We start from the raw sequence: 22,355 nt of genomic DNA on the forward strand, positions 1-22,355 counted from the left end.
CAGGTAGCAGCCCATGGACAATCCTTTTCAACAGATCACCGATGCATTTCACCCAGACTACCGGGTCAACCTGAGCATCCAGGGCCTCGACGGCACCATCATGCTGACGCTTTCCAATGAGTCAGGCGTGGTCGCCAAACGATTGATCAGCGCTGAACAGCGCAATTCGCCCAAGCGCCTGCGTCGCCTGATCGAGAGCGTGCAATTCGGCATCGCCATCGAACAAGGCCACAGCGCCATCAAGATTCTTGCCGCCATGACCGATGGCGACCTCAAGCAATTGACGCCACCACCAGCGCGCAACAACTTTCACAACCGGCCTCAATTGAACGTGGGTATCTGACACCATGACGCGAACCTGACGGAGGCGATTCCACTGTCGCCTCCCGCTTCGCGGCCTCTCACTTCATTCGACTGACGCTTTGCGCGTCGCATCGTCCAGCGCCAGGATCGTGTGCGCATTGGTGACCGTTGTCGCCAGCGTATTGATCACACCAGACCGCAACGCCCCCAACGTCGCCGCCTTGGTATGCATTAGCCTGTCAATCCCGGATTGCACCTTAATACGTCAACCACTACCATTCTGGTGTTTCCAACGCACAGCCGAAGCGCCGATAAACGACGAAACCCTGACAACTCAACAGCCTCAACACACACCATTAAAAGCATGTACAACGAATGAAACGATGGTCTAGAAAAACGCGTGTTTTAGTCTTTGGCACTGGCGCAGGGGGCATCAACTGTTATCGACAAAACAGTGGCCGTTACAACATCGTGGGTTTTCTGGACAACGACAAGCAAAAGCAGGGAAAACGCCTGTTTGGAACAAAGATATTCGCACCCGCCGAACTGCCTCATTTACGCTATGACAAAATACTGATCGCAAGCGATTACTATCTGGAAATACATGAACAGCTGGTGTCATCGCTGAACATTGATGACAACATCATCAGTATTTTTCATGCGGGTGCCGCCATCCCGTGGTTCAAGCGCATCAAGCAAACATTTTTATTCGCCCTCTACGATCGACTGTGCAAGAAAAGAGATGTGCTCTCAGACGCTATTTTCCCCTTCATTTTCGGAAAAGCATCGGGGATCAAGCGCATGAATCTCGCTTGGCTAGACACCTGCGAGGCCTATCGAGTGCACCGTTTCAGGGAGCCGATGCAGGGCTCTGTACAACCGCCCAGAGTACTCGGGGTTCATACACCGCCTAAACGCCTGTTGATTCCCGAGGTTTCCCTCTACCGGTTCAACAAAGCCACCGTGTATTCCACCTCACGATCAGTGCAACTGCCTGACGGCCTCTTGGTCATGGAACGTGTGACTACAACGGCTACGCCCACCGCAGATTATTGCGCGGGGCCTGTGATCTATCACGGTGAACACCTAGCGCTGGTTCGCCCGAGTGAGTCAGCCGAACACATTCCCAAAGGCATTATCATCAACGGGGTCAACGAGCTTAACTACTACCATTGGGTGGCTGAGACCCTGACCCAATTACAGTTCATCCGTGAATTACCGCAGCCGTTTTCAAACTACCCATTGCTGATCTCGGAACGCAGCCAGAAAATACCCGCGATACGGTTCATGCTGGATGGACTTACCAAGGGGCATGACATCGTTTTCCTGAAATCGATGACCGCTTACGACGTAGACGATCTGTTGATGATCAGCGCCGCTGTCAATCTCGTCCCCAACTACAGAGGCCCCGTTGTAGGGTGTGCGGAGAACAGCTTCGCCAGGCCAGAGTCCATCCATTTCCTACGCCAGACCATCACCCATCTCACGAGCAGCCACTCGCTCAGGAAAATGCCGACTCGCATTTTGCTGGCCCGTAAGGATTACCTGCGCAAATACAATCAGCGGGAGTTGATAACGTTACTTGAGCCCTATGGCTTCCAGCCCGTCTACATGGACGACCTTGACATCGCCGATCAGATTTCTGTGATCGCCAATGCCGAATTGATCATGGGCCCTACAGGCGCTGCGTGGACTAACTTGATATTCGCATCGCCAGGCACCCGCGCGTTGTGCTGGATGCCGATGGAGTTTGGCGAGACGGCCTGTTTTTCCAATATCGCAGACATCAACGGCGTCGAGATGGATTACATCCTGTACCCCGCAGGCACTTCAAATTCACGGGCGCTCTACTTTCACGACTACACCCTCGATTTAAAACCCATCCATGAGTGGGTCGCCTCAAAGACAAGCAACCCCGTCTGATCATCCGAACGTGGTCGGCTCGCCAAAGTCCGCCGACCTCGACTACGCAATCTTGCCCGCGAGATGGTCTCGGGCCGCCGCCACGGCATCGGGCGTGATCTCGAAGAAAATATCCACATCATCTTCGCCAGTGCGATAGGCGCCCATTTTTTCATGGAAGGAAATGACCTTGGTATTTCCTTTTCTGACATCGAAGTGACATTTGTTAAAGCCGAGGTGCTCAAAGCCGAACGTGTACACCAGAAACGCGCTTTCCAGGGCGGAATAACGGGTTTTGTTTTCGTTGAGTATCCAGCTTCCCCAACAGAAAGAATCCTCTCTCATATCGTAAACCCTGACGGTGCCACAGGGCGTCCCGTCGAGCCTTTCGATGATGAAGTAATACTGAGCGCCTTTGGCTTCATCCTCTTTGTAGTGGGATATCCATTTCTTTTGAGCGGCGACGTCGGCAACCACAGCAGATAAAAACGTGTTGTATCGCGGGTCCAGACGTAAGGTGAGAATAAGCGCCGCGTCCGATTCCTCTATCAGTCGAAGCCGAATTGATTTCGAAGATAACTCCATTTATCGCCTCTGCTGTATTTCGTTGTGCACCTGATGCCCGAAAGCCTACCTTGACGTCCAGCGCCTGCACAACCCGCCAGGAAGCCCCTCGGACGCGTTGAATCTCGTCACTCGGCTTTTTCTTTCACCGAGGGAAACCGGGCAGAAGCGTACCGGACCACCAGAATGGACACCGAAAGAAGCACCACACCGCCCGTCAAATAAAGAATGCCTTCATCGGGCGATTTGTGATGCGACACATCACTGATCAGCAAACGAATCAATGCCGTTACACCGATGTAAAGCAAAAACCTGAGCGGCATGTGGTTGGTGCGAAAGTAGATGCCGCTCATCGCCAACAATTCGAGGTAGATGAACAGCAGCAGAATGTCGTCGACGCTAATCGTGTCTTGATGAAGCATTTCAATAAACGCGGTGATGCCCGCGTAGACCGTAATTGCACCAATCCCGAACAGCGCAAGGTAATGAAATAATTCCACCCCGAGATTGCCCAGGCTGTTCGCCCCGGCATGGAGCCTGATGCGCATCCGATCTGCCCATTTCATGCGTTTTACTCCCTATCGCTCGCCAAACCGGCAAAAATGTTCAAGCACTGCTACGCCCACACTCAATTCCCGACGAATCTTGGGATTGCCGTGCATTAAAGAGGCCATCGGCTATGGTTGTGAACGCGACCGGTTGTCGCAAGGCAGCGGGTTGGCGCTCTAAATGCGCGTGAATTGCCACTATCCAGATCGTAACGATTGCCTTATGCTGCGCACTGTATAAATAAACAGTAATTGCGATGAGCTTACCGTTGGCCATTGATGCCGCCGAGCGCGGGGCCAACCTCACCACACTGGACATGACGACGAGGCCAAAATGGCTGTTGAAACCCTTTACCGCAGTACCCGCGATTTGGAGACTACGTTCGTGGACCGCAAACTCGCCGATGCGCATGATCAAATGCTTGAGCTGGCCGAGCTCCTCACCGACGTGCTGATGAAAAACGTACCGGGCTTGTCAGAGAAGCATGCCGAAGATGCGAGCATTTACATGGCGAAAAACCGCGCCGTTTTCGCGGCGGCGTTCAAGAACAACGCCACCGCGCTGAACGAGCTCTCCAGTCCTGGCGAAGCCGACAGCGAAAGCTGATTCGTCCACACTCGAAACGACAGCCAGCGTGTTCATCACTCCGGCTGTTCGAGCGCCTCGACCAGCGCCTTGAAAAACCTCGCCGCCTCGCCTCCCGTTACGGCTCTATGATCAAAGGTCAGTGACAGGGGCAGGATCGGATGAATGACGACTTCGCCGTTCATGGCCACCGGTTCTTCCCGAATGCCCCCCGCGCCGATGATCGCCACTTGTGGCGGTACGACTACCGGGTTGGCGTAGCGCCCGAACAAGGTGCCGAAGTTGGACAAGGTGATCGTGGCGCCCATCATTTCCCGAGGTGGAATCGAGCGGGCTTTCACGTCGACGCGCAAACGATTCATCCCTTCCTTCAAATCGGCCGACTCGCGATTGCCGACATCGCGGAGCACCGGCACGAACAAGCCATCCGGCGTATCCACCGCGATCCCCAGATCGAGGGTGTCGTGGTGCTTGATCGACAGCGACTTGCCGTCGAACCAGCTGTTCAGCACAGGCTCGACCTTGCACGCCGCTGCCATCGCCTTGCCGATGCGAATCAGCGGATCGCGCGCCGCGCCCCATCGGTAAAGATCGGCATCGCCGAAGATCGTGACGGGCACCACTTCCGCGTGGGACTTGGCCATGTTCAGTGCCATGCTCCTGCGTACGCCTCGCAGCTTCTCGCCGCCAAACTTGTCGCGCTCGGCCTGAGAAGCGCCTTCCACATCCGCGCGGGTGATCAGGCCTTCACTGCCCGAACCGCTCAGCGCGTTGAGATCGACACCCCGTTGACGCGCCAATTGTCGAACGGCGGGTGTGGCGCGTGTCGACAGATGCTCGCGGGTCGAGGGCGCCGCACCGACAAAGAACTGATCATCCTGACTGTTGCCGCCCCCTTCGAGACGCCCGACGACCGTACCCGCATCGCCCTCGCCTTCGAACGCCATCAGCGGTTCACCCACGTGCAAGATGTCGCCATCGCCGCCGTACACTTTCGCCACGACTCCGTCATAGGGGGCAGGAATATCAACGATGGCCTTGGCGGTTTCCACGGACACCATCCGTTGGTCAGCCTTGACCGCATCACCCGCCTTGACGTGCCATTCGACGATTTCCGCTTCCTGCAAGCCTTCGCCCAGATCGGGCAGTTTGAAATATTTCATCGCAAGCCTCCTCGGCCATCAGGCGAATGTCAGGGCGCTGTCACAGGCGTGAAGAATGTCTTCGACGCTGGGGATGTAGAGCTGCTCCAACCGGTACAGCGGCGGCGGGATGTCCGGCGCAGTGACCCGCTGAATCGGCGCCTGCAGATCCAGAAACACCCGTTCATAAAGGCTCGCCGCGATGTCCCCGCCCAGCCCACCGGAACGCGGCGCTTCGTGAACGATCACGCAGCGGCCGGTCTTGCGCACCGAGGCTTCCAGGGTGTCGAGGTCGAGCGGTTTGACGCAGGCGACGTCAATCACCTCGGCTGATACGCCCTTTTCGGCCAGCGCGCTCGCGGCCTGCAACGTTTCGTGAACACTGGCGCCCCAACTGATGAGGGTGATGTCGCTGCCTTCTCGCAAGGTGAAACAGGTGTCCAGCGGCAGACGTTTCCCGTCGTCGATGAGGGGTTGCGGGTTCATGCGATAGAGGCGCGTCGGTTCGAGAAAGATCACCGGGTCCGGGTCGTCGATGGCCGCGAGCAACAACCCATAGGCTCGCGCAGGTGATGAGGGAATGACCACGCGCAGCCCCGGCACATGAGCGAAGATCGCTTCGGTGCTTTCGCTGTGGTGTTCCGGTGCGCGAATCCCCGCGCCCATGGGCGAACGCAACACCATTGGGCAGCTCAGGCGACCCCGTGTGCGATTGCGCATGCGGGAGGCGTGTGACACCAGATGTTCCATGGCGGCATAGATGAAGCCGAGAAACTGAATCTCGACGACCGGTTTCAGCCCTTGTGCCGCCATGCCAACGACCAGGCCGCCGAGCATGGTTTCCGCCAGTGGCGAGTCGATCACGCGCTTGAAGCCGAACGTGTCGCGCAGCCCTTGTGTGGCGCGAAACACCCCGCCGTTGACGCCGACGTCTTCGCCCAGCACCACGACGTTGTCGTCCTCGCCCATGGCTCGGTGCATCGCCAGATTAACGGCTTCCAGCAGGCTGACTTTCTTGCCTGTAGGGAGTTTGTCTGAAGACTGATCATTCGCCATGATCGGCACCTCCATTGCGACGGGCCACGCGTTCGAGGAACCACTCGCGCTGATCCGCCAGCGGCAGCGGCCATTTCGCGTAAACGTGATCGATCGCGGATTCTGGAGCCTGATTGCCAGCGCGTTCGAAGTTCTCCACGGAGCGCTGCACCAACCCTTGGCATTCGGTGATGAGCGCCTGTTCGCGGCCTTCATCCCACACGCCCTGACTGGCCATGAACGATTGCAGGCGTTTGATCGGCTCTTCCTGCCATGCCTGTTTTACTTCATCGGCCGGCCGATAGCGCGTAGCGTCGTCGGCGGTGGTGTGGTCGCCCAGCCGATAACTCAGGCACTCCAGCAGCACCGGGCCTTTGCCCTTGCGCGCTCGCTCCAGCGCGATCTGCATGCGGTCATACACCGCGAGAATGTCATTGCCGTCGACTTGCTCACCCTGAAATCCCGCGCCAATGGCCTTCTGCGCCAAGGTTGGCGCGCCACACTGAATACGCCGGGGCACCGAAATGGCCCATTGGTTGTTGTTGATCACGAACACCACCGGCAACTGCCACGCGCCGGCGACGTTCAACGCTTCAAGGAAATCGCCTTTGCTGGTAGCGCCGTCGCCGCAGGTGGTCACGGCCACCCTGTGTTCGCCACGAATTTTGAACGCACTGGCTACCCCGCACGCGTGCAACGCTTGAGTCGCAATGGGCACGCAAAGCGGGAAGTCCTGGGCGACAGCAGGCTCTGCGTAATCGCTGCCACGCTCGTCACCGCCCCAATACAGCAGAATTTCTTCCATGCGCACGCCGCGCATCAGTTGCACGGCCGTGTCCCGGTAATAGGGAATCAGCACGTCTTCCGGCTTCATCAGGCTGCCAATCGCGACACCAATCGCTTCTTGGCCAAGCGTTGGGGCATAGGTGCCGATGCGACCGGTGCGCTGCAACGCGACAGCTTTCTGATCGAAAAGCCGGGTCAGGACCATTTGTCGATAAAGGCGGGTCAGCAGGTTGAAGTCATCGGCCCAAGGGGGAAGTTGTCCGGTCAGGCGACCGTCGGGGGACAGATAACGGGTGTACGCAAGATCGATCTTGTTATGGGACATTGCACACTCCTGGCACGCGCGGCATGTAGCACAGCGCGTGCGCGTGGTGGTCTCAACTCGCCACTTATGGTGGCGAGCCTTGATTGAGCGATGCCGGTAAGGCGTCTACTCAAGGTTCAACAGGCGTTCTGCCAATGCATCGGCCACCCGCGCGGGTGAGCGCTTCTCGGCCTGGGCATGGGCAAATACTTCAGTCAGCCGTGTTCCTATCTGGGACAGATGTGCGGTGATGGTGTTGTGGCTTTCTCCCTGATGTTGCAGCGCGATGTAGATAAGGCCGCCGGAATTGATCACGTAATCGGGCGCGTAGAGGATGCCTCGGGATTCGAGCTGATCGGCGATGGCCGCGCAACTGAGTTGGTTGTTGGCGCCCCCGGCCACCGCGGCGCAACGCAGCTTGGTGACGCTGTGGCTGTTCAGCACACCGCCCAGGCCGCAGGGCGCAAGAATGTCGCAAGGCGTGCTAAGCAGCGCTTCGATGGCAATCGGCTTGGCGCCCATTTGCTCCATCGCCAACTGCACCTTTCCGCTGTCCAGATCAGCGACCAGCAGCTCGGCACCCGCCGCGTGGAGCTGCTCGGCCAACGCCCATCCCACGTGCCCCAGCCCCTGAATCGCGACGCGCAGCCCTTCCAGATTGTCACTCCCCAACCGGGCCATGGCCGTGGTGCGAATGCCTGCATACAAGCCCAACGCCGTGTAAGCCGTAGGGTCGCCGGATTTCGTAGTCGTGGTGACGTGCTGGGTGTATTGCGCGATGCAGTCCATGTCTTCTTTGGACGTGCCGCTGTCGATGGCCGTGATGTAGCGGCCGTCCAGTGTCTGAACGAATCGGCCAAAGGCCTCGAACAGCGCGGCGCGGTCCGGCACATGAGCGGGCCGCAAAATGACCGCCGTTCCGCCGCCCAGCGACAGGCCCGCGAGCACGGCCTTGTAGCTCATGTTTCTCGCCAATTGAATGGCGTCTTCGATGGCGCTGTCTTCATTTGGATAGGACAGGTAGCGACAGCCACCGAGGGCCGGGCCCTTGCGGCTGCTGTGAATCGCCACCACGGCTTTAAGGCAGGTCTGTGGATCGACGACCATGTGTAGCGATTGAATGCGTGAATTTTGCATGAGAGCGAACATCGGCAGTGCTCCCGTTTTTTTGTACTGCGAGTATAGGCGTTCGCTGAAAAAACGGCGGCAGCCACGGAAACATCCTGACAACTTGCCGACATGAAGCCGCCAATCGGTCTTCGGCACTGGACGAACCCCCACGCGGGGGGCTAAAACAAAGCTTCCCGGAACAGCATTTCAGACGCCTGGTCCGGTCGGAGAAGTCGATGAATCCACGCCAAAAATGCCTCGATTGCTTCCACAGCGTGCCGCCTGCAACGTTCGAAGCAGCGCTGTGGATCAGTGTCGAACACGATGCGCTGGTCGATCCTCGGCAGGTTTTCGAATGGATCGATCAACTTCAGCGCCAGGTCAGCGCCGCTCTGCCGATGCTGCCTGCCACTGAACTGGCGCAACCGCTTCTGCGTTATATGACGGCAATCGGATTTCAACAGGATGATGTCGCCCAACCCAAGCCGCAGGTTGCCTTGCTGGACAAGATTGTCGAGCGTCGCCGAGGCCAACCGCTGGGGCTGGCGATGATTGCGCTGGAACTCGCGCGCCGTCTGGAAATCCCCCTTGAGGGCGTCAACTTTCCCGGTCACTTCTTGCTGCGTGTGCCGGGCGCCGACCATACCCTCGACCCTTGCGGCGGCCGCAGGCTCTATCCCAAGGATTGCCGTGAACTGCTGCTGCGCCAGTTCGGGCCGGACATGCCGCTCAAGGCCGAACACATGCGTACCGCGACACCCCAGGCCATGCTGCAGCGCCTGTCACGCAACCTGCGCCACCTGCATCACATCAACGACGATGCAATCGCGTCTCTTAAAGATGCCAACCGGGTGTTTGAACTGGGACAGGCCAACACCAGCGATTACCTCGCACGTGCCAGCCTGTACCAGGCGCTGGAGTGCCCGCAGGCCGAGCGTTACGACCTGGAGCACGCGCTATTGTTGAGCGAAGACCCTGTTCAACGGATCAGGCTCACTCAAAGATTAGTGACTCTGCCGTCCCGCGGAGGTATTCATTGACCGCGTCCTGCAGCTTTCCTTCGAACTCCAGGTTATGCCAGACCCAGACGCCCACCGGCACGCCAACCCCTTTGGCGGCCAGTTGCGCCGCATTGAACAGCTTACGGGCGGCATTCCCACCCTTCAGCAGCCCCATCACACCTTCCAACAATAATGGCAATGCGGCGGCCCTGTCCCCTGACAGGTACGCGTCTATTCCCTGATAAACCTTCACCGCGCTGGTGAAGATTCCCCAGGCGATGCTCACTGCCGGAAACGGCACCAACAGCACATTGCCCAGCCACTGAATGACCGTCCAGGCGGTCGCGAATCGGGCCTCGGCCAGGCTCTCGGTCTGCGCATCCACGTCCGCAATCATTCGCTCGATCATGTTCCCGTAAATCAGCTCGGCGTCAGGAATGCGACTTTCAATACGGTTCACGATGCGGATGAACTTCTCATCGAACTTCCCGCCGCGTTCGAGCCGCTCGAAGAACGACCCCACCTGTGGCTGTCCCATGTAAGCCACGCGACTGTAGTAATAGTTTTGCATCGGCGACGACTCCAGCAACTGCGCGTAGTCCGACAGTCGCCGGAACTCGACCCCGTCCGGAGCGTTGGGGGTGTACAGCAGATTGAAGTCAGGGTCGGTTTTGGCGAAGTCCCGAAAGATGTAAACGCCCTCAATGATCTGATTGGCGATCCGAAACGCGGAAACGGCACTGGTCAGGTTGTGGACCGACGCACCCTGATCGAGGCTGATGACGGTTCGCCGCAGCCAGGCATATTGAGTCTCGCTGAGTTGGCCGCGCATGAACTCTTTCAAGGCGCCGCGGGACATCTGGTATTGAATGCGTTTCGCCATCAGGCGCTTGCGGCGGGCGTATTGCGGGCTTTTACGCCCTAGAAATGACGACTCGATAAAGTCCATGTACTTGGCGCCCAGGTCCGCGCCTCGCACCTGCTTATCAATGAAATGCGTCAACTTGATCGGGAGTTCTCTGTAGTCCAGCCCGGTCGAGACATACAGATGAATCTGGGGGCGGTGAGAAAGAATGTCCTCACTCCCTGCCATCATGAGATCGGTCAATTGATGTAGTTCGCTGTGCTCACCGAAGTCCGGCGTCTCCTGACGAGGCTGCCCCAGACCAAAGTAAAGCGTGTCCGGGTCGATGGACCGATCAAACCCGTTTTGCCGTAGAAACTCGTTCAGCACCTGCGTCGTGTATTGATGAACATAGCTTCGATAATCCACCAGGCCTGTACTGATCGACTTGAACTCGCCGTTCAGCGCCTCGATCCGGGCATCCATCAACGCCTGGATCGACGGACTGGCGAACGAGGTCTGACTGTCGGTATGGGGAGCCGCCATCTCCGCCGCCAACACCGCACGCGACACTTTCTGACTGACAAGATCCGCCATATTGGCTTGGAATGTCTCGCCCATACAGCGAACGAACAGGCAACTGTTCAATCCCCACAGCGAAGGCTTCAGGTGAACGTTGTTGAGGATGGCGGCATGCCCATGCTCGGTCGGCCCGGACAATTGGTCATGGACGTAGGATCGGCCGGCTTCAGTCGCCAGCCAGGCACCTACCCCGAAACACAGCTGTTGCCAGGTTCTGTATTCGAAGAAGTCCTGACCGTTTGGCGCGCCAGGCGCATAAAGGACGTAATGGGTGCCGGATTGGGTTTTCTCCTCAAACACAATGAGGTCGTTGAAACGCGTGTGAGATTCGAGCAGGTACAGGCTGCCGATGCTGTATTTAGATCCCTCCTGGCGCTGGTCGCCGCGAATCATGCGCAAAAGCTCATGGCTGCGATCCTGAATCAAATGCCCTCGCAAGCCCGCTGTGAAACTGCTCAACGCGAGCGCACTGTCGCGATGGATGACCATCTGGCGAACGGTTTCGGGGTCCTCGTAAGCCTGCCGAAGCGCGATGCCATAGCGATGATGCAGATTCAGCTTGGAGAGCATCGTCCTGACGAACGCTTCAGAAAACTCCGTGTGAAGGTGATTCGCCGCGGGGGCGAAGCTAAGCGGTTTACCCGTGTCAGGTAGCCCGTCAACGGCAAATTCGAACAGGGTCTTTGCGTATTGGGTTGCCAACGTGTCGCCATGGCCGAGCGCGATCGTATCGTTGAGGGTGATCACGACCTTGCTGGGGTCGATCAGGCAACCGAGATGCTCCTGAATGTAAGCCATCAGCTCACGGTGGGCGAACACGGTGAACGATTCGACGCCCGCGAGCCGACTGGCCAACCGCCCCTTCGAGGCTCGGTGTTTGCTCTCAAGGGCCAACAAATGGGTCTTGTCGGACGGCTTGGCGTACTTGCGCCAGTGAGGCGCCACGAAGGCCTCCGTCATGACGGAGAGCAGGTTGAAACGATGCCCCATCGCGTCATTCAGATAGGCGCTCAGCTGAACGTGCTCGACTTGCTCATGCCAAGCGGCAGAGGCCACCGCCTTTTGCTCCAGAAGGAACGCGAAGTCCTGAGCCGCTTTGCTTTTCACCGACTGCATGTGGTGGTCCAACATCGGTCGGGTGACAGCTGCGAACCGCCACCCCTCCGGCGCAAGGGTATCGGTCGTCAACAATTGCCCGCGATCAGACAGACATAGGGCGGCGACCAGATGGGCATCCTGTGAATCGGTCGAAAATCGCCGGCTCAGTGCCTCGCGCAAGACGCCAATCGATTCGAAACGCTCAATGCCCCGATGAGGCATGACCAGGAAAACGACGCCCGATGGGTCATCCGAGGGCTGTCCTGATTGGCTGACGACGTAGGTGGACAGTAATGGGATGCCTCGCTGACGCTTTTCGAACGCCACCTCGTACAACCCGGCGACCGAATCACCGGCAATGACGCTGGATAAGCGGTTGAGCTCCGGCACCGACATGGCCCGGCACAACATGCGTAACGCGATCTCATGGGTAAGCGTCTTGCGTTGCAGGTCGATCAAAATGTGATCGGCCGGTTCGATGCGCAACGGGTCCTCAGGGTGAGGGATCATTTTTGTCCACAGACCCCGAAGATACCCTTCATATCCGGAGAAGAGCGTCGGCATCAGCGCAGTGAGAACGCTGATGATGCTGCGGTTTTGCGTACCCGTAAGCGCATGATTACGCTCCAGTGTGCCGTGTCGGGTGTAGAAGCCGACATCGGTAATGGAAGGAAGCGCCGAGCCGTTGCGCAGGGTGTCAATCAGCAGATCCGTCATGCCGACAGAGGCAATCGAGCCACTTTCAGTGCGTCGGGTGTAGAAGATCGCGTCCGGGTTTGACACATCCAGCCCAGTCTGCGGACGCGCCCGGTTCAACCCTTCGCGCAGTCGCTCAGAAGTCCATTCGCGCAGGATCTGGCTTTGTGCGAGTACCTGCTGACAGCCGGAACTCGCTTCGGACAGCGCTGTCAGGTGTTGAGTGATTTCATCGAAGGTTTGAGAGGCAGCGGGGGCGATTTTGGGATCAAGCACAGCATTCATGAGTACAGCTCCAGAGTGGTTCGCTTACCCCCTCACGGCATCCAGCCGATTGGGAACACAGGTAAACGACGAAAGTGAGCGCCTATGATACGGGTTCATCCGTCCGAGGTAGCGGTACATATTTATATGATGCGCCCCTACGTTACGACGGCTTATGTGGGAACCGTCCGACGGGAAGCCCGGAAAAATCACATTGTTGCCGCTTGGGTAAAACTGCATGTCGTAAACGACGATGTTTAAGCCATCGGGAAAAACTTATCATTCACTCACTTCGCGGCCACCCTGTCGCGAACCGGAAATCCCTCTTATTTCGTCTGACGGTTTTTTACCTCAGGCCTCTCAATGGATTTCCTGACGTAGATTTTCAAGCTCCTGGATCTGACGTCATATTTAGCCGCTGCGTTTGCAGCGGCTTTTTTTTGGGCTGTCTATTTACGGTAGCGATGGCACTTTGTATGCAGCCGCGGCGGACGCTCCATGGAATTCGGGTGCGATCAGAAATGCCTTACGGGATTATGAGCAGCAGTCCTACAAGATCATATGTTTAAAGGGTAGTTATCGGCGTGATGTGGATTCCACGTTTACGGCCGATCTTGAGCACTTTTAAATAAATGAGGTTTGATCATGAATAATAAAAAAATTGCAGCTTTTATACTGGCATTGAGTCTGACTCATCTTGCAAGCACCGCCACAGCAGCACCGTCTTCTCAAGCATTTCCCTGCTTCAGGTACAGCAACCAGATGTCACCAGGCGTAGCGCAGCCCGGCGAGTACAAAGTGGTTCACAGCTATACCGTCAATTGCGGAACAACACTTCACAACATCACGTTGAGAACTCAACAGGGGTCGCTGCAGCCTGTGACAGTGGAACAGCTACAAGGCGGTGGCTGGGTCACTGTTGCAAGAGATGCACACGACCCGTCTGCCAAATGGGGCGGTGGCAGCTTTCGGGGGATTCTCGATAATCGTAATGGCAAAACACCTATCGCTTATCGCGGCAGTTTCTCTGTGCCGCTGTAAGGGGCGCCAGAGCGGTGACGAACTCACCGCTCCGGCTTCATGATCTCGGTCATGTTCGGATGTTGACCAAGGACCTCTCGCGAGGCGTATTGCCATGTTCCTCAAGCGCAAGTGTGACCGACATGACCGTTTTCAGCTTGGTCAGCGTATCGCTGGCAAACCCGTGCCCCTCCGATATGTGCTTATTGAGAAACCCGAGTTGACGCTCAAAGTAGTCATACATATCCACTTTCTTATCGAGGCTTATTTCATTTCCCTGCGCATCAAAATCCAGGTCAATGCCCGAAAGCCACCCCGACGTGCCGTAATCAATGATGCCCATGTCCACCAGCACGTTGCCAATTTCACGCAATTTTCGGTTGGTCGTATTCCTGGGATCAAAACCTGACAGGTCCAGGTTGAAGCCCTTCAATTTCTCTTTATTGGAAATGCTCTCGTCAGCCCAGTACTGTCTGACTTTTTGCTTGATACTTTCTTCCTGCTCCGAAGCACCTGATTGAGTCCGGAACCGGTTATCAGGAACGACGGCATAAGTACTGAGCCGGCGATTTATCTCGGAAAAATTCTGAAGCATTTTCGACCTCCACGATAGGAACGATTACGTTCGTCCTATCGGGGGCGCGGACCCAGGCTTGAGGCAAAAAACCTGAAGACGGAATCATTGCCTTATAAAGAGACCCTTCCTACAAATAAGCCAATAATCGCCCTACAAAATTGACCCGTTCCACTCCCCCGAAACGGTCACGGCCAGCTTCGACTTCAACCCGCAAACTTCTGCAGATTCGCCATCATTTCCTTCAGCGCTTCAACGTTGTCGCCAGGATGTGCCGCGTCGGTGAAGTCGTTGATGGTGTTCCATTGCGCGGCGACATCCTCTGGCGAGAACCCTGCCCTTGGGTCGAACCCGGCGCCAATGCTGCGTTCCCAGCGGACCTTGCCTATCCAGCCGCCTCCGACTTCATATAATCCGGCGCTCTCTTGGCAGTGTTCACTGCCTAGGTACACCACCAATGGGCTGACGAGTTCAGGCTTGAGAAGCTCGAAGACGCTGGCCGGGATCAGCCCTTCGGTCATTCTCGTGCCGCCGGTCGGTGCGATGGCGTTGACCAGTATGTTGTTCTTGCGCCCTTCCAGCGCCAGTGTGCGGGTCAGGCCGTAGAGGCCGAGCTTGGCCATGCCGTAGTTGGATTGGCCGAAGTTGCCGTAGATCCCGGATGTGGACGAGGTGAAGATGACCCGCCCGTAGTTCTGCTCGCGCAGATGGGACCAGGCGGCATGGGTCACTTTGTAGGCGCCTTCGACGTGGACCCGGTAAACCAGCTCCCAATCGGCGTCTTCCATTTTGGCGAAACTCTTGTCGCGCAGAATCCCCGCGTTGTTCACCACGACGTCTACGCGACCGAACGCATCCAGCGCGTTTTGGACGATCTTGTCGCCATCGGTCACAGAATCATGATTGGCCACTGCCTGGCCGCCCGCTTCGCGAATTTCCGCCACGACGCGGTCGGCTGCCGACGCATTGGCGCCTTCACCATGGGCCGAACCGCCCAGGTCATTCACCACCACTCGCGCCCCGTGGCGGGCGAACAGCAAGGCGTGGGCCCGCCCAAGCCCGCCGCCAGCACCCGTGACGATGACCACTTTGTCTTCGAAACGTATGGACTCACTCATGCCGCACTCCCCACCGATGAGGCACGCACTCGATTCCGTGAAGTCCGCGCCAATCAGCTGGGGCGTTCGAGGGCGTGCGAAACAGTCATGGAGTGTCAACCAGTCGCTGGCGGGTCACAATCAATACGAGCCGTTCTGAATGGTGCTCGATAACACAAAGGGATGATTGGCAGGCTTGCTGTTCTGGATCGCCAGCGGCACGACAATTGGAGGTCTGAAGTCAGCGGCTGAAGCGCGAAACGCCTCGTAGCAGCTCAAGACACGTGCGGGAGCCTCCGTCTGGGGGTAGCGGCCCACATCCGGCAGCAAGATGGTGTCCGGGTTGGGAATCAGCTCACGATAGCGCTCCACCATATGGCGCCCGGAAATCGGGTCGGCGGCGCCGTTGATAAAGCGCATTGGCACTAGATTGCGCTGCATCGCCTGCACCCAACGGTCGCGCAGCTCTACGCGTTCGGGGAGGTAATTGATCAGGCGATACAGCATGTGATGGCCTCGGCCAGCTGAAATCAGGCTCCAGAAATCATCCAGTTCGCTTTCACTGGGGCGGGTGTCGGGCCCGAATGTCCGACTGAAGTCGTGGTCCAGGCTGTTGCGGTCGAACAGCCGCCCCACCACCCAGCCCAAGCGGCCAAGCAGCATTTTCTGCACCCGGCACGGTCGATACGCCTCCGGAAACAGGCCGCCGTTGAGAAACGCGCAACTGCCCATGTCAAACCGCCCCTCGGCATGCCGCGCCAAGAGTTCCTGGGCGACGCTGTCACCGTAGTCATGGGCGAGGATGTGCACCGGCTGGCTCACCTCCAGATGGCCGAGCAACGCCTGCTGAAGATCCGCTTGCTCAATAAGGCTGTACACATGATTCCGAGGTTTGGCGGAGTCGCCAAATCCCAGCATGTCGCAGGCGATGACCCGGTAGCGGCGGGCCAGCGGCTGCCACAAGTAGTGCCAATCCCAACTTGCCGTAGGAAAACCGTGGATCAGCAGTAAGGGCTCGCCCTGCCCGGCCGCCCAATAGCGAATGCGATGGCCGCGAAACACGAAGTCGTTGCCTCGTCTGCGCCAGACGCTGAGGGGGATTTCCGAGAGACACATTACTGCGCGTATCCCGGAGAGCATTGATCGAGTTTGCGCAACAAGGCAGGCCAGGCCAATTTGCCCCCCATGCCCTCGGCGCTGCGCGTTACGCCGGCGACCATCGCCTTCGCGCCTGCGAGAATCTGTCCGTCGATAGGGATCAGTTCGGCCCCGCCACCTTGGGCGAGCACCTGAATCTCACAGGCCCGCTGAAAGGTGAACATCATCAGAAAGGTGTCCGCGATGCTGGAGGCGCAGGTCAAAAGCCCATGATTATTGAGCATCAGGAAATTGGAGGGCCCCAGGTCCGCCTGCAGACGGGCCTTCTCATCATGGTTTAGCGCAACGCCTTCATACCCGTGATAGGCCAGGCTCGACAGCACAAAGAGCGATTGCTGGCTGATCGGCAACACGCCTTGTTTCTGCGCGGACACCGCCACACCTGCCGCCGTGTGGGTGTGCATGACGCACATCACGTCATGACGCACTTCATGCACGGCGCTGTGGATGGTATAGCCCGCCGGGTTGATGTCGTAGGGGCTGTCCATGAGTTTCTTGCCCGACTGATCGACTTTGACCAGGCTGGACGCCGTCATCTCGTGAAACATCATCCCGTAGGGGTTGATCAGAAAATCTTCGGTGCCGGGCACCTTGGCCGAGATGTGAGTAAAAATCAGATCATCCCAACCGTGAAGGGCTACTAGCCGGTAGCACGCTGCAAGGTCTACGCGAGCCTGCCACTCTTCGGGGCTGACCCGCTCTTTGACGCTGGGGTGGATGTGGCTCACGCCATCGGCGGCTACTTGGGCGACTTTCACGATCAGCGTTCCTCGGCGGTTATTCTGCTCTAATGGATCAGCAGTCTAGTCAGACCGGGAACAAGCGGTACTTGCCTTCGCAGCCACGTTAGTGGCCCGGCGAGTCAGAGGCGCTGCGATGGCTCTAGCGCAAAGCTTTCAGAGCATCCAAACCAGCAAGGGCGCCGCTAAGAGATTGAGAATGCCGGTGAGCACCATGACCAGTCCGGCCACGGAGCCCTCCTCACCCCCCACCTCCCGAGCGCGACTCACGCCAGCACCATGCGCGCCCACGCCAAACAGCGCGCCACGGGCCAATGAAGTGCGTAGCGGCAGCCATTTGAGAAGCACGCCACCCAATGCCGCGCCGAAGACACCGGTGCACATCACAAATACAGCGGTCAGTTCCGGTACGCCACCCAAGTCGTGTGCGAGGGGCATCGCAAAAGGCGTGGTGATCGAACGAGGAACCAACGACATCACCACCGAGGTGTCCAGAGCCATGACCCTGGAAAGCCCGAACGAACTGGCAATCGAGGCAGCACTTCCCGCCAACATGCCAATGAGCAAGGCGGGCCAGTGCCGGGCGAGCAACGCACGCTGCTGCCAGATCGGCACGGCGAACGCCACGGTGACCGGGCCGAGCACCAGCATCAACCAATGGGTGTTGGTGGAGTATTCGGCGTAGCCTGTGTGCATGGGCGCAGCAATGGCCAGTAGAACCGTAGGAACAAGGATCAGCGGCGACAGCAAATACCGACCGGTCCGACGGTACAGCCAGCGACTGCTGACATACGCGGTCACCGTGATCAGCAGCCAGAAGATCGGCATTGGCTCAAAAGTCATGCCCCGCCCTCCGCAGTTCGGTCCTTCAGGCGACAGACCACTTCAACCGTGCAAGCGGTGACCAGCATGACCATCAACGTACTGCACCCAATCACCAGCATGATGCGCCAGCCTTCGTGACGGACCAGCGCGCCATAGTCCAGCAGGCTCATCAACGGAGGAATGAAGAACAGCAACATCTCGGCCAGCAACAGGCCCGCACCGGTTTGCAAGGTAGCGGGGTTGAGTACGCCGCTGGCGAACACCACCAGCAACAGCCCGAGGCCGACAACTCCACCTGGGATGGGGAGGTTAAGCCACAACACGATCTCGCAACCCACTTGGTAAATCGCGATCAAGGCAACAAGTTCGCCCACCAGCCGTGCGAGTCGAGACAATCGTTTCATGGTCATCCTGCCCTCTGAGGGCTCCAGTTTAACGATTCACTTAACATCCCAAAAACGAATTGTAAGACTTTTAGCGATTCCAATATGGAATCGCATCATTCACACTGTCGGCATATCTCATCCCGAAAGACAGTACTCAACGTGGAATTCAAACAGCTTCGCAGCTTTATTGAGGTGGTGCGGGAAGGCGGTTTCACCCAGGCCGCCCGGACACTGTTCATCAGTCAGTCAGCGGTGAGTAAACAGGTTGCACAACTGGAAGAAAGCCTGGGGGTCAGCTTGCTGGATCGCCAAGGGTCACAGGTCAACCTGACCGCCGCCGGTAAAGTCGTGCTGCACCGGGCTGAAGAGATGCTCATCCTGCGTAACGGCCTGCTGCGAGAGCTGGATGACCTCAGCAATCTGGCACGCGGTGAGTTGCGCCTCGGCCTGCCGATGCTGGGCAGTGACACGCTGTTCGCCAAAGCTTTCGCTGAATACCGGCGGCTTTACCCCAATGTCACCATTCATTTGCTCGAAGACGGCAGTCGCGCCATCGAGCGGGCTGTGATGACGGGCGATCTGGAGATCGGTGCGAGCCTGACCCCCGATGACCCGATGTTCGCCTCACAGCCGTTCTGCGACGAGCCCATGGATGCCCTACTCCCGATCAATCACCCACTGGCGCATCTAAAGGAAGTGGAATTGAGCCAGCTAGCCGACACACCCTTTCTGTTGTATCAACGTAGCTTCGTGCTTAACGATCGGCTGCTGCAGGCGTGTAAGCAAGAAGGTTTCACCCCCAAAGAAGGCGGGCGCAGCGGACAGGCAGACTTCCTCGTCGCGCTGGTCGCGGCAGGGCAAGGCGTCGTGCTGCTGCCGCAGGTCGTCGCGCGAGCGCTGGTGCGGCCGGGTGTGGCTCGTCTCACCTTGAAAGCACCTGAAAGCTTGCGCTGGGACATCGCCTTCATTTGGCGTGAAGGCGCATACCTGTCCAAAGCCGCTCAGGCGTGGCTGGCGCTGATGCGCAAGTAAGCCGCAACGCTTCGGCGCCGACTGACGGGTCAGGCGCCGAGCTTTTCGAGGAACTCCGCGAGCCACGGCTCGGCATCGCTTTCCGGCGTCACGGTTTCGCTGGCATCCAGGCGCAGCATGTCCTGCACTTCGCGAATACCCACTTCCATGAACAGTGCGCGCAACTGTTCGCCACCGCCGCAGAACGTGTCGCCATAGCTTGCGTCGCCCAGACCAATGACGCCGCCAGGCAGGCCGCGCCAGGCTGCGGGCAGCACGTCACGGATCTGCGAGTACAGCGGCTGAATGTTGTCAGGGAGTTCACCCAGGCCCGTGGTGGATGTCACGGCCAGAAACGCTTCGGGGGCAAATGCCTGAAGATCGGCCAACGTCGCGCGCGGGTTGAAGAACACTGCATGGCCGGCCTTTTGGATAATCTGCTGGGCGTGTCGGGCGACTTCTTCGGCAGAGCCGTACACCGAGCCCGAAACAATGGCGACTTTCATTGTGTGATCCTGTGACTGATTGAAATCGTGCGGCATTATGCCCCAGTCGAGCGCAATGTCTTAGAATGCGCCCTTTGCGCAATCGCACGGAGGCTGTGGGTGATCAACGCAAAGCTGATGCAATTGGCGATCGACGCCTTGATCGACGGGATTGTGATCGCCGAGCATGAGGGTGACGACAACATCCTTATATATGCCAACAAGGCGTTCGAACGGCTGACCGGATTCAGCGCCGATGAGGTGCTCTATCAGGATTGCCGCCTGTTGCAGGGTGACGACCGCGATCAGTTCGCGCGCCGGGCCATCCGCGAAGCCCTGAAAAATGGGCATCCATGCCGCCAGATCTTGCGCAATTACCGCAAGGACGGCAGTGCGTTCTGGAATGAGCTGTCGATCACGCCGATCTACAACGACGCTGAAAAACTGATGTATTACATTGGCATACAGAAGGACGTGACCGACCACGTTCAGACGCAACAAAAAGTTGTCGAATTAGAGGCAGAACTGGCGCAAGCTCGCTTGGAAATAGCGGCGCTAAAGCGGTAACACCTTGTAACTGACGAACGGCAGCAACCAAAAAGCGAATTTAATGTCTGCTTTTTCAATAACCGGTTAATCGAGCTTGACCATGCAGCGCGACAACATTCTCACGCAGGATGAGTTGGACTTCATCCAGAACATGCAGCACAACCCCAAGCTGAACCTGCGCGACAAGTCCCGTAGCCTGGTGGTCAACGGCGGTGTCCAGATTCAGGACCTGCTGACGCGCCTCGCCGCTCATGAGCAAGTGACGATTCAAGCCCAGTTCGACAACCAGCAGATGACCTTTCCGCTGCATCTGGTTGAAGACGAATTCCACGCACTGCACTTGGAGTTGGGCGCCCCCAGCATTTTTGAAGAAGGCCCGCGCATCCGTCCGTGGCGTTTGAGTTTGCCCGAGCCTATGGCGCTGGAAACCGAGAAAGGCGCGCTGACGGCCCTGTGGGTGCACGAGATTTCCTTTAAAGGCATCCTGCTGGAAATCCGCAAACAGACCAAGCCGCCCAAATATTTTTCCGCCTGGTTTACCCCGGCCGGCCTTGCCCCCATCGCCTTGCGCGGCACCTTTGAGCGCCTGACCGAACAGGGCCTGGCCGCGTACCGCTTGAGCCAGAACAGCAAGGAAGACACCGAGCGCCTGCGGCAGTACATCCTTCAGGAACATCGCAAGATTCATCCTTCCATGCATTTGTAACAGCGGCGAGTTTTGAGCGGCAAGCTGCAAGATTGACCGTGCCGCCCCACTTGCCGCGTAAGGCTCAAAACTCGCGGCGGCTCTCAAGTATCGAGACGTCCCGCCAGAAACTGCTGCAAGCGTTGTTGCATCACGCCTGCGTCACTACTCAGACACCCGATGACCGAACCCTGCAAACTGGCCTGCGCCATGTCAGCGGTTTTACCCGCCAGCAGCAGCGGGCAGGCAAGCCCCAGCGCGAGCCTTTCCAACTTTCTGTTGAAGTCGGCCGAAGGCAGTTGATCAGAGAACAACACCAGCGCGTCGGGTTTGATCTTGCCGCAAACAAGCCCGAGTTCTTCCAGCGGCTGCCCCGGCGCCAGCACACTGATCGATGCGCGCTCAGAGGTCATCAGCAAAGCGGCAACCCACAGTTCCAGCTCCCTGCATCCACCGGGCATGGCGACCACCAGAACCCGATAATCGGCGTCTGCTCGCGCTGAAGTGAGCCGCTGGAGTGCGTGCCCTCGCAGGAAGTGGTCGAAGAACAGCCATTCGCTGAGGGGGCCAAACGCGTCATGACGAGCGACGAGGTCGTACCAGACCGGCATCAGGATTTGCTCGAAGACCACTGAAACCGGGTAGGCGAAAAGGACCTGATCGTAGATCTGATCCAGCCAGCGTTCGTCGAAATTTTCGGTAGCCTGACGCAGCCGCCCTTGCCACGCCTCTTTCCCCGCGCTGTCGACGACACTCAGCGGCCCTCGCGCCTTGGCATTCAGATCGCGGGTATCGGCAAGGATTTTTCCAACCTTACTGATAGCCACTCCGCGTTCGGTCCACATGAGAATGCTCCGAACCGTCGCCACATCCGCGTGGGTATAAAGCCGATGTCCGCCGTCGGTACGGATGGGTGTGATCAAGCCATGACGGCGTTCCCATGCGCGAAGCGTGACCGAGTTGACACCGGTCAGGCGCGACACCTCGCGAATGGGCAACAGCTCCTCATCGTTTTCAGATGACGCACTGCGCAACTGAGTCATGAAAGTGTCCGTCTTGA

Annotated in this window: 23 protein-coding genes and 1 pseudogene; 8 read left to right on the forward strand and 16 right to left on the reverse strand. The window is 58.0% G+C overall.

Translation table 11 applies throughout. From position 1 onward, the window contains the following. Positions 1 to 13 precede the first annotated feature (13 nt). Positions 14 to 343 (forward strand): DUF3509 domain-containing protein, encoded by a 330-nt coding sequence (locus GVN17_RS21015; protein ID WP_166597173.1) that lies wholly within the window; start codon positions 14 to 16, stop codon positions 341 to 343. Between the two features lie 63 nt (positions 344 to 406). Here the strand turns inward: GVN17_RS21015 and GVN17_RS29740 are convergent. Then, positions 407 to 523: pseudogene (locus GVN17_RS29740) on the reverse strand (sugar-binding transcriptional regulator); the annotation flags it as partial. A 155-nt stretch (positions 524 to 678) separates the two neighbouring features. On the opposite strand from GVN17_RS29740, the gene GVN17_RS21025 reads away from it, so the two are divergent. Continuing rightward, complete coding sequence (locus GVN17_RS21025; protein ID WP_166597174.1) at positions 679 to 2,226, forward strand: glycosyltransferase family 61 protein; 1,548 nt, start codon at positions 679 to 681, stop codon at positions 2,224 to 2,226. A gap of 42 nt (positions 2,227 to 2,268) precedes the next feature. Here the strand turns inward: GVN17_RS21025 and GVN17_RS21030 are convergent, their stop codons facing one another. Together GVN17_RS21030 and GVN17_RS21035 are read right to left on the reverse strand one after the other, a co-directional pair. Then, on the reverse strand, positions 2,269 to 2,790 hold the full coding sequence (locus GVN17_RS21030) for a GNAT family N-acetyltransferase (protein WP_166597175.1): 522 nt from the start codon (positions 2,788 to 2,790) through the stop codon (positions 2,269 to 2,271). Between the two features lie 107 nt (positions 2,791 to 2,897). Further along, positions 2,898 to 3,335, reverse strand: a complete 438-nt coding sequence (locus GVN17_RS21035; RefSeq protein WP_166597176.1) for a phosphate-starvation-inducible protein PsiE — start codon at positions 3,333 to 3,335, stop codon at positions 2,898 to 2,900. Positions 3,336 to 3,651: 316 nt separating this feature from the next. On the opposite strand from GVN17_RS21035, the gene GVN17_RS21040 reads away from it, so the two are divergent. After that, a complete protein-coding gene (locus tag GVN17_RS21040; protein WP_166597177.1) occupies positions 3,652 to 3,924 on the forward strand; it encodes a YebG family protein in 273 nt (90 codons plus the stop codon). A gap of 35 nt (positions 3,925 to 3,959) precedes the next feature. Here GVN17_RS21040 and GVN17_RS21045 read toward each other — a convergent pair whose 3' ends face one another. From GVN17_RS21045 to GVN17_RS21060, 4 genes are all read right to left on the reverse strand, one after another. After that, positions 3,960 to 5,066, reverse strand: a complete 1,107-nt coding sequence (locus tag GVN17_RS21045; protein WP_166597178.1) for a dihydrolipoamide acetyltransferase family protein — start codon at positions 5,064 to 5,066, stop codon at positions 3,960 to 3,962. Positions 5,067 to 5,084: 18 nt separating this feature from the next. After that, on the reverse strand, positions 5,085 to 6,101 hold the full coding sequence (locus GVN17_RS21050) for an alpha-ketoacid dehydrogenase subunit beta (RefSeq protein ID WP_166597179.1): 1,017 nt from the start codon (positions 6,099 to 6,101) through the stop codon (positions 5,085 to 5,087). Continuing rightward, complete coding sequence (gene pdhA, locus GVN17_RS21055) at positions 6,091 to 7,191, reverse strand: pyruvate dehydrogenase (acetyl-transferring) E1 component subunit alpha (protein WP_166597180.1); 1,101 nt, start codon at positions 7,189 to 7,191, stop codon at positions 6,091 to 6,093. The genes GVN17_RS21050 and pdhA overlap by 11 nt, the downstream gene beginning before the upstream one ends. Positions 7,192 to 7,296: 105 nt before the next feature. Further along, positions 7,297 to 8,319 carry a Glu/Leu/Phe/Val dehydrogenase gene (locus GVN17_RS21060; protein WP_166597181.1) on the reverse strand — a complete coding sequence of 341 codons (1,023 nt, stop codon included), beginning with the start codon at positions 8,317 to 8,319 and terminating at the stop codon, positions 7,297 to 7,299. 197 nt (positions 8,320 to 8,516) lie between these two features. Here GVN17_RS21060 and GVN17_RS21065 point away from each other — a divergent pair, with 197 nt between their 5' ends. Further along, entirely contained in the window at positions 8,517 to 9,320 is an 804-nt protein-coding gene (locus tag GVN17_RS21065) for a SirB1 family protein (protein WP_166597182.1), read from the forward strand. On the opposite strand, the gene GVN17_RS21070 is transcribed toward GVN17_RS21065, so the two are convergent. Next, on the reverse strand, positions 9,274 to 12,786 hold the full coding sequence (locus GVN17_RS21070; protein WP_166597183.1) for a dermonecrotic toxin domain-containing protein: 3,513 nt from the start codon (positions 12,784 to 12,786) through the stop codon (positions 9,274 to 9,276). The genes GVN17_RS21065 and GVN17_RS21070 overlap by 47 nt on opposite strands. A gap of 624 nt (positions 12,787 to 13,410) precedes the next feature. On the opposite strand from GVN17_RS21070, the gene GVN17_RS21075 reads away from it, so the two are divergent. Further along, entirely contained in the window at positions 13,411 to 13,806 is a 396-nt protein-coding gene (locus GVN17_RS21075) for a hypothetical protein (RefSeq protein WP_166597184.1), read from the forward strand. Between the two features lie 49 nt (positions 13,807 to 13,855). Here the strand turns inward: GVN17_RS21075 and GVN17_RS21080 are convergent, their stop codons facing one another. From GVN17_RS21080 to GVN17_RS21105, 6 genes are all read right to left on the reverse strand, one after another. Next, positions 13,856 to 14,380 carry a hypothetical protein gene (locus GVN17_RS21080; RefSeq protein WP_166597185.1) on the reverse strand — a complete coding sequence of 175 codons (525 nt, stop codon included), beginning with the start codon at positions 14,378 to 14,380 and terminating at the stop codon, positions 13,856 to 13,858. Between the two features lie 185 nt (positions 14,381 to 14,565). Further along, complete coding sequence (locus GVN17_RS21085) at positions 14,566 to 15,477, reverse strand: SDR family oxidoreductase (RefSeq protein ID WP_166597186.1); 912 nt, start codon at positions 15,475 to 15,477, stop codon at positions 14,566 to 14,568. Between the two features lie 120 nt (positions 15,478 to 15,597). Then, on the reverse strand, positions 15,598 to 16,572 hold the full coding sequence (locus GVN17_RS21090; RefSeq protein ID WP_166597187.1) for an alpha/beta fold hydrolase: 975 nt from the start codon (positions 16,570 to 16,572) through the stop codon (positions 15,598 to 15,600). Further along, positions 16,572 to 17,342 carry a class II aldolase/adducin family protein gene (locus GVN17_RS21095; protein WP_166597287.1) on the reverse strand — a complete coding sequence of 257 codons (771 nt, stop codon included), beginning with the start codon at positions 17,340 to 17,342 and terminating at the stop codon, positions 16,572 to 16,574. The genes GVN17_RS21090 and GVN17_RS21095 overlap by 1 nt, the downstream gene beginning before the upstream one ends. 168 nt (positions 17,343 to 17,510) lie before the next feature. Next, positions 17,511 to 18,197 (reverse strand): LrgB family protein, encoded by a 687-nt coding sequence (locus GVN17_RS21100; protein ID WP_166597188.1) that lies wholly within the window; start codon positions 18,195 to 18,197, stop codon positions 17,511 to 17,513. Next, positions 18,194 to 18,583, reverse strand: coding sequence for a CidA/LrgA family protein (locus GVN17_RS21105; protein WP_166597189.1), 390 nt, complete (start codon positions 18,581 to 18,583; stop codon positions 18,194 to 18,196). Before GVN17_RS21105 ends, GVN17_RS21100 begins: the two co-directional genes overlap by 4 nt. A 141-nt stretch (positions 18,584 to 18,724) precedes the next feature. Here GVN17_RS21105 and GVN17_RS21110 point away from each other — a divergent pair, with 141 nt between their 5' ends. Beyond that, a complete protein-coding gene (locus tag GVN17_RS21110; protein ID WP_166597190.1) occupies positions 18,725 to 19,597 on the forward strand; it encodes a LysR family transcriptional regulator in 873 nt (290 codons plus the stop codon). Between the two features lie 29 nt (positions 19,598 to 19,626). Here GVN17_RS21110 and GVN17_RS21115 read toward each other — a convergent pair whose 3' ends face one another. Continuing rightward, positions 19,627 to 20,082, reverse strand: a complete 456-nt coding sequence (locus GVN17_RS21115; RefSeq protein WP_166597191.1) for a flavodoxin — start codon at positions 20,080 to 20,082, stop codon at positions 19,627 to 19,629. Positions 20,083 to 20,181: 99 nt separating this feature from the next. Between GVN17_RS21115 and GVN17_RS21120 the strand changes: the two genes are divergently transcribed. Both GVN17_RS21120 and GVN17_RS21125 read left to right on the forward strand, forming a co-directional pair. Further along, positions 20,182 to 20,628 carry a PAS domain-containing protein gene (locus tag GVN17_RS21120; protein WP_166597288.1) on the forward strand — a complete coding sequence of 149 codons (447 nt, stop codon included), beginning with the start codon at positions 20,182 to 20,184 and terminating at the stop codon, positions 20,626 to 20,628. An 82-nt stretch (positions 20,629 to 20,710) separates the two neighbouring features. After that, a complete protein-coding gene (locus GVN17_RS21125) occupies positions 20,711 to 21,316 on the forward strand; it encodes a hypothetical protein (RefSeq protein WP_166597192.1) in 606 nt (201 codons plus the stop codon). Positions 21,317 to 21,399: 83 nt separating this feature from the next. On the opposite strand, the gene GVN17_RS21130 is transcribed toward GVN17_RS21125, so the two are convergent. Further along, the gene (locus GVN17_RS21130; RefSeq protein WP_166597193.1) at positions 21,400 to 22,338 is read right to left on the reverse strand and encodes a MerR family transcriptional regulator; all 939 of its coding nucleotides are present in this window, start codon (positions 22,336 to 22,338) and stop codon (positions 21,400 to 21,402) included. Between the last annotated feature and the right edge of the window lie 17 nt (positions 22,339 to 22,355).

Source organism: Pseudomonas sp. SLFW (assembly GCF_009905615.1).
In the GTDB taxonomy this organism is placed as follows: Bacteria; Pseudomonadota; Gammaproteobacteria; order Pseudomonadales; family Pseudomonadaceae; genus Aquipseudomonas; species Aquipseudomonas bambusae.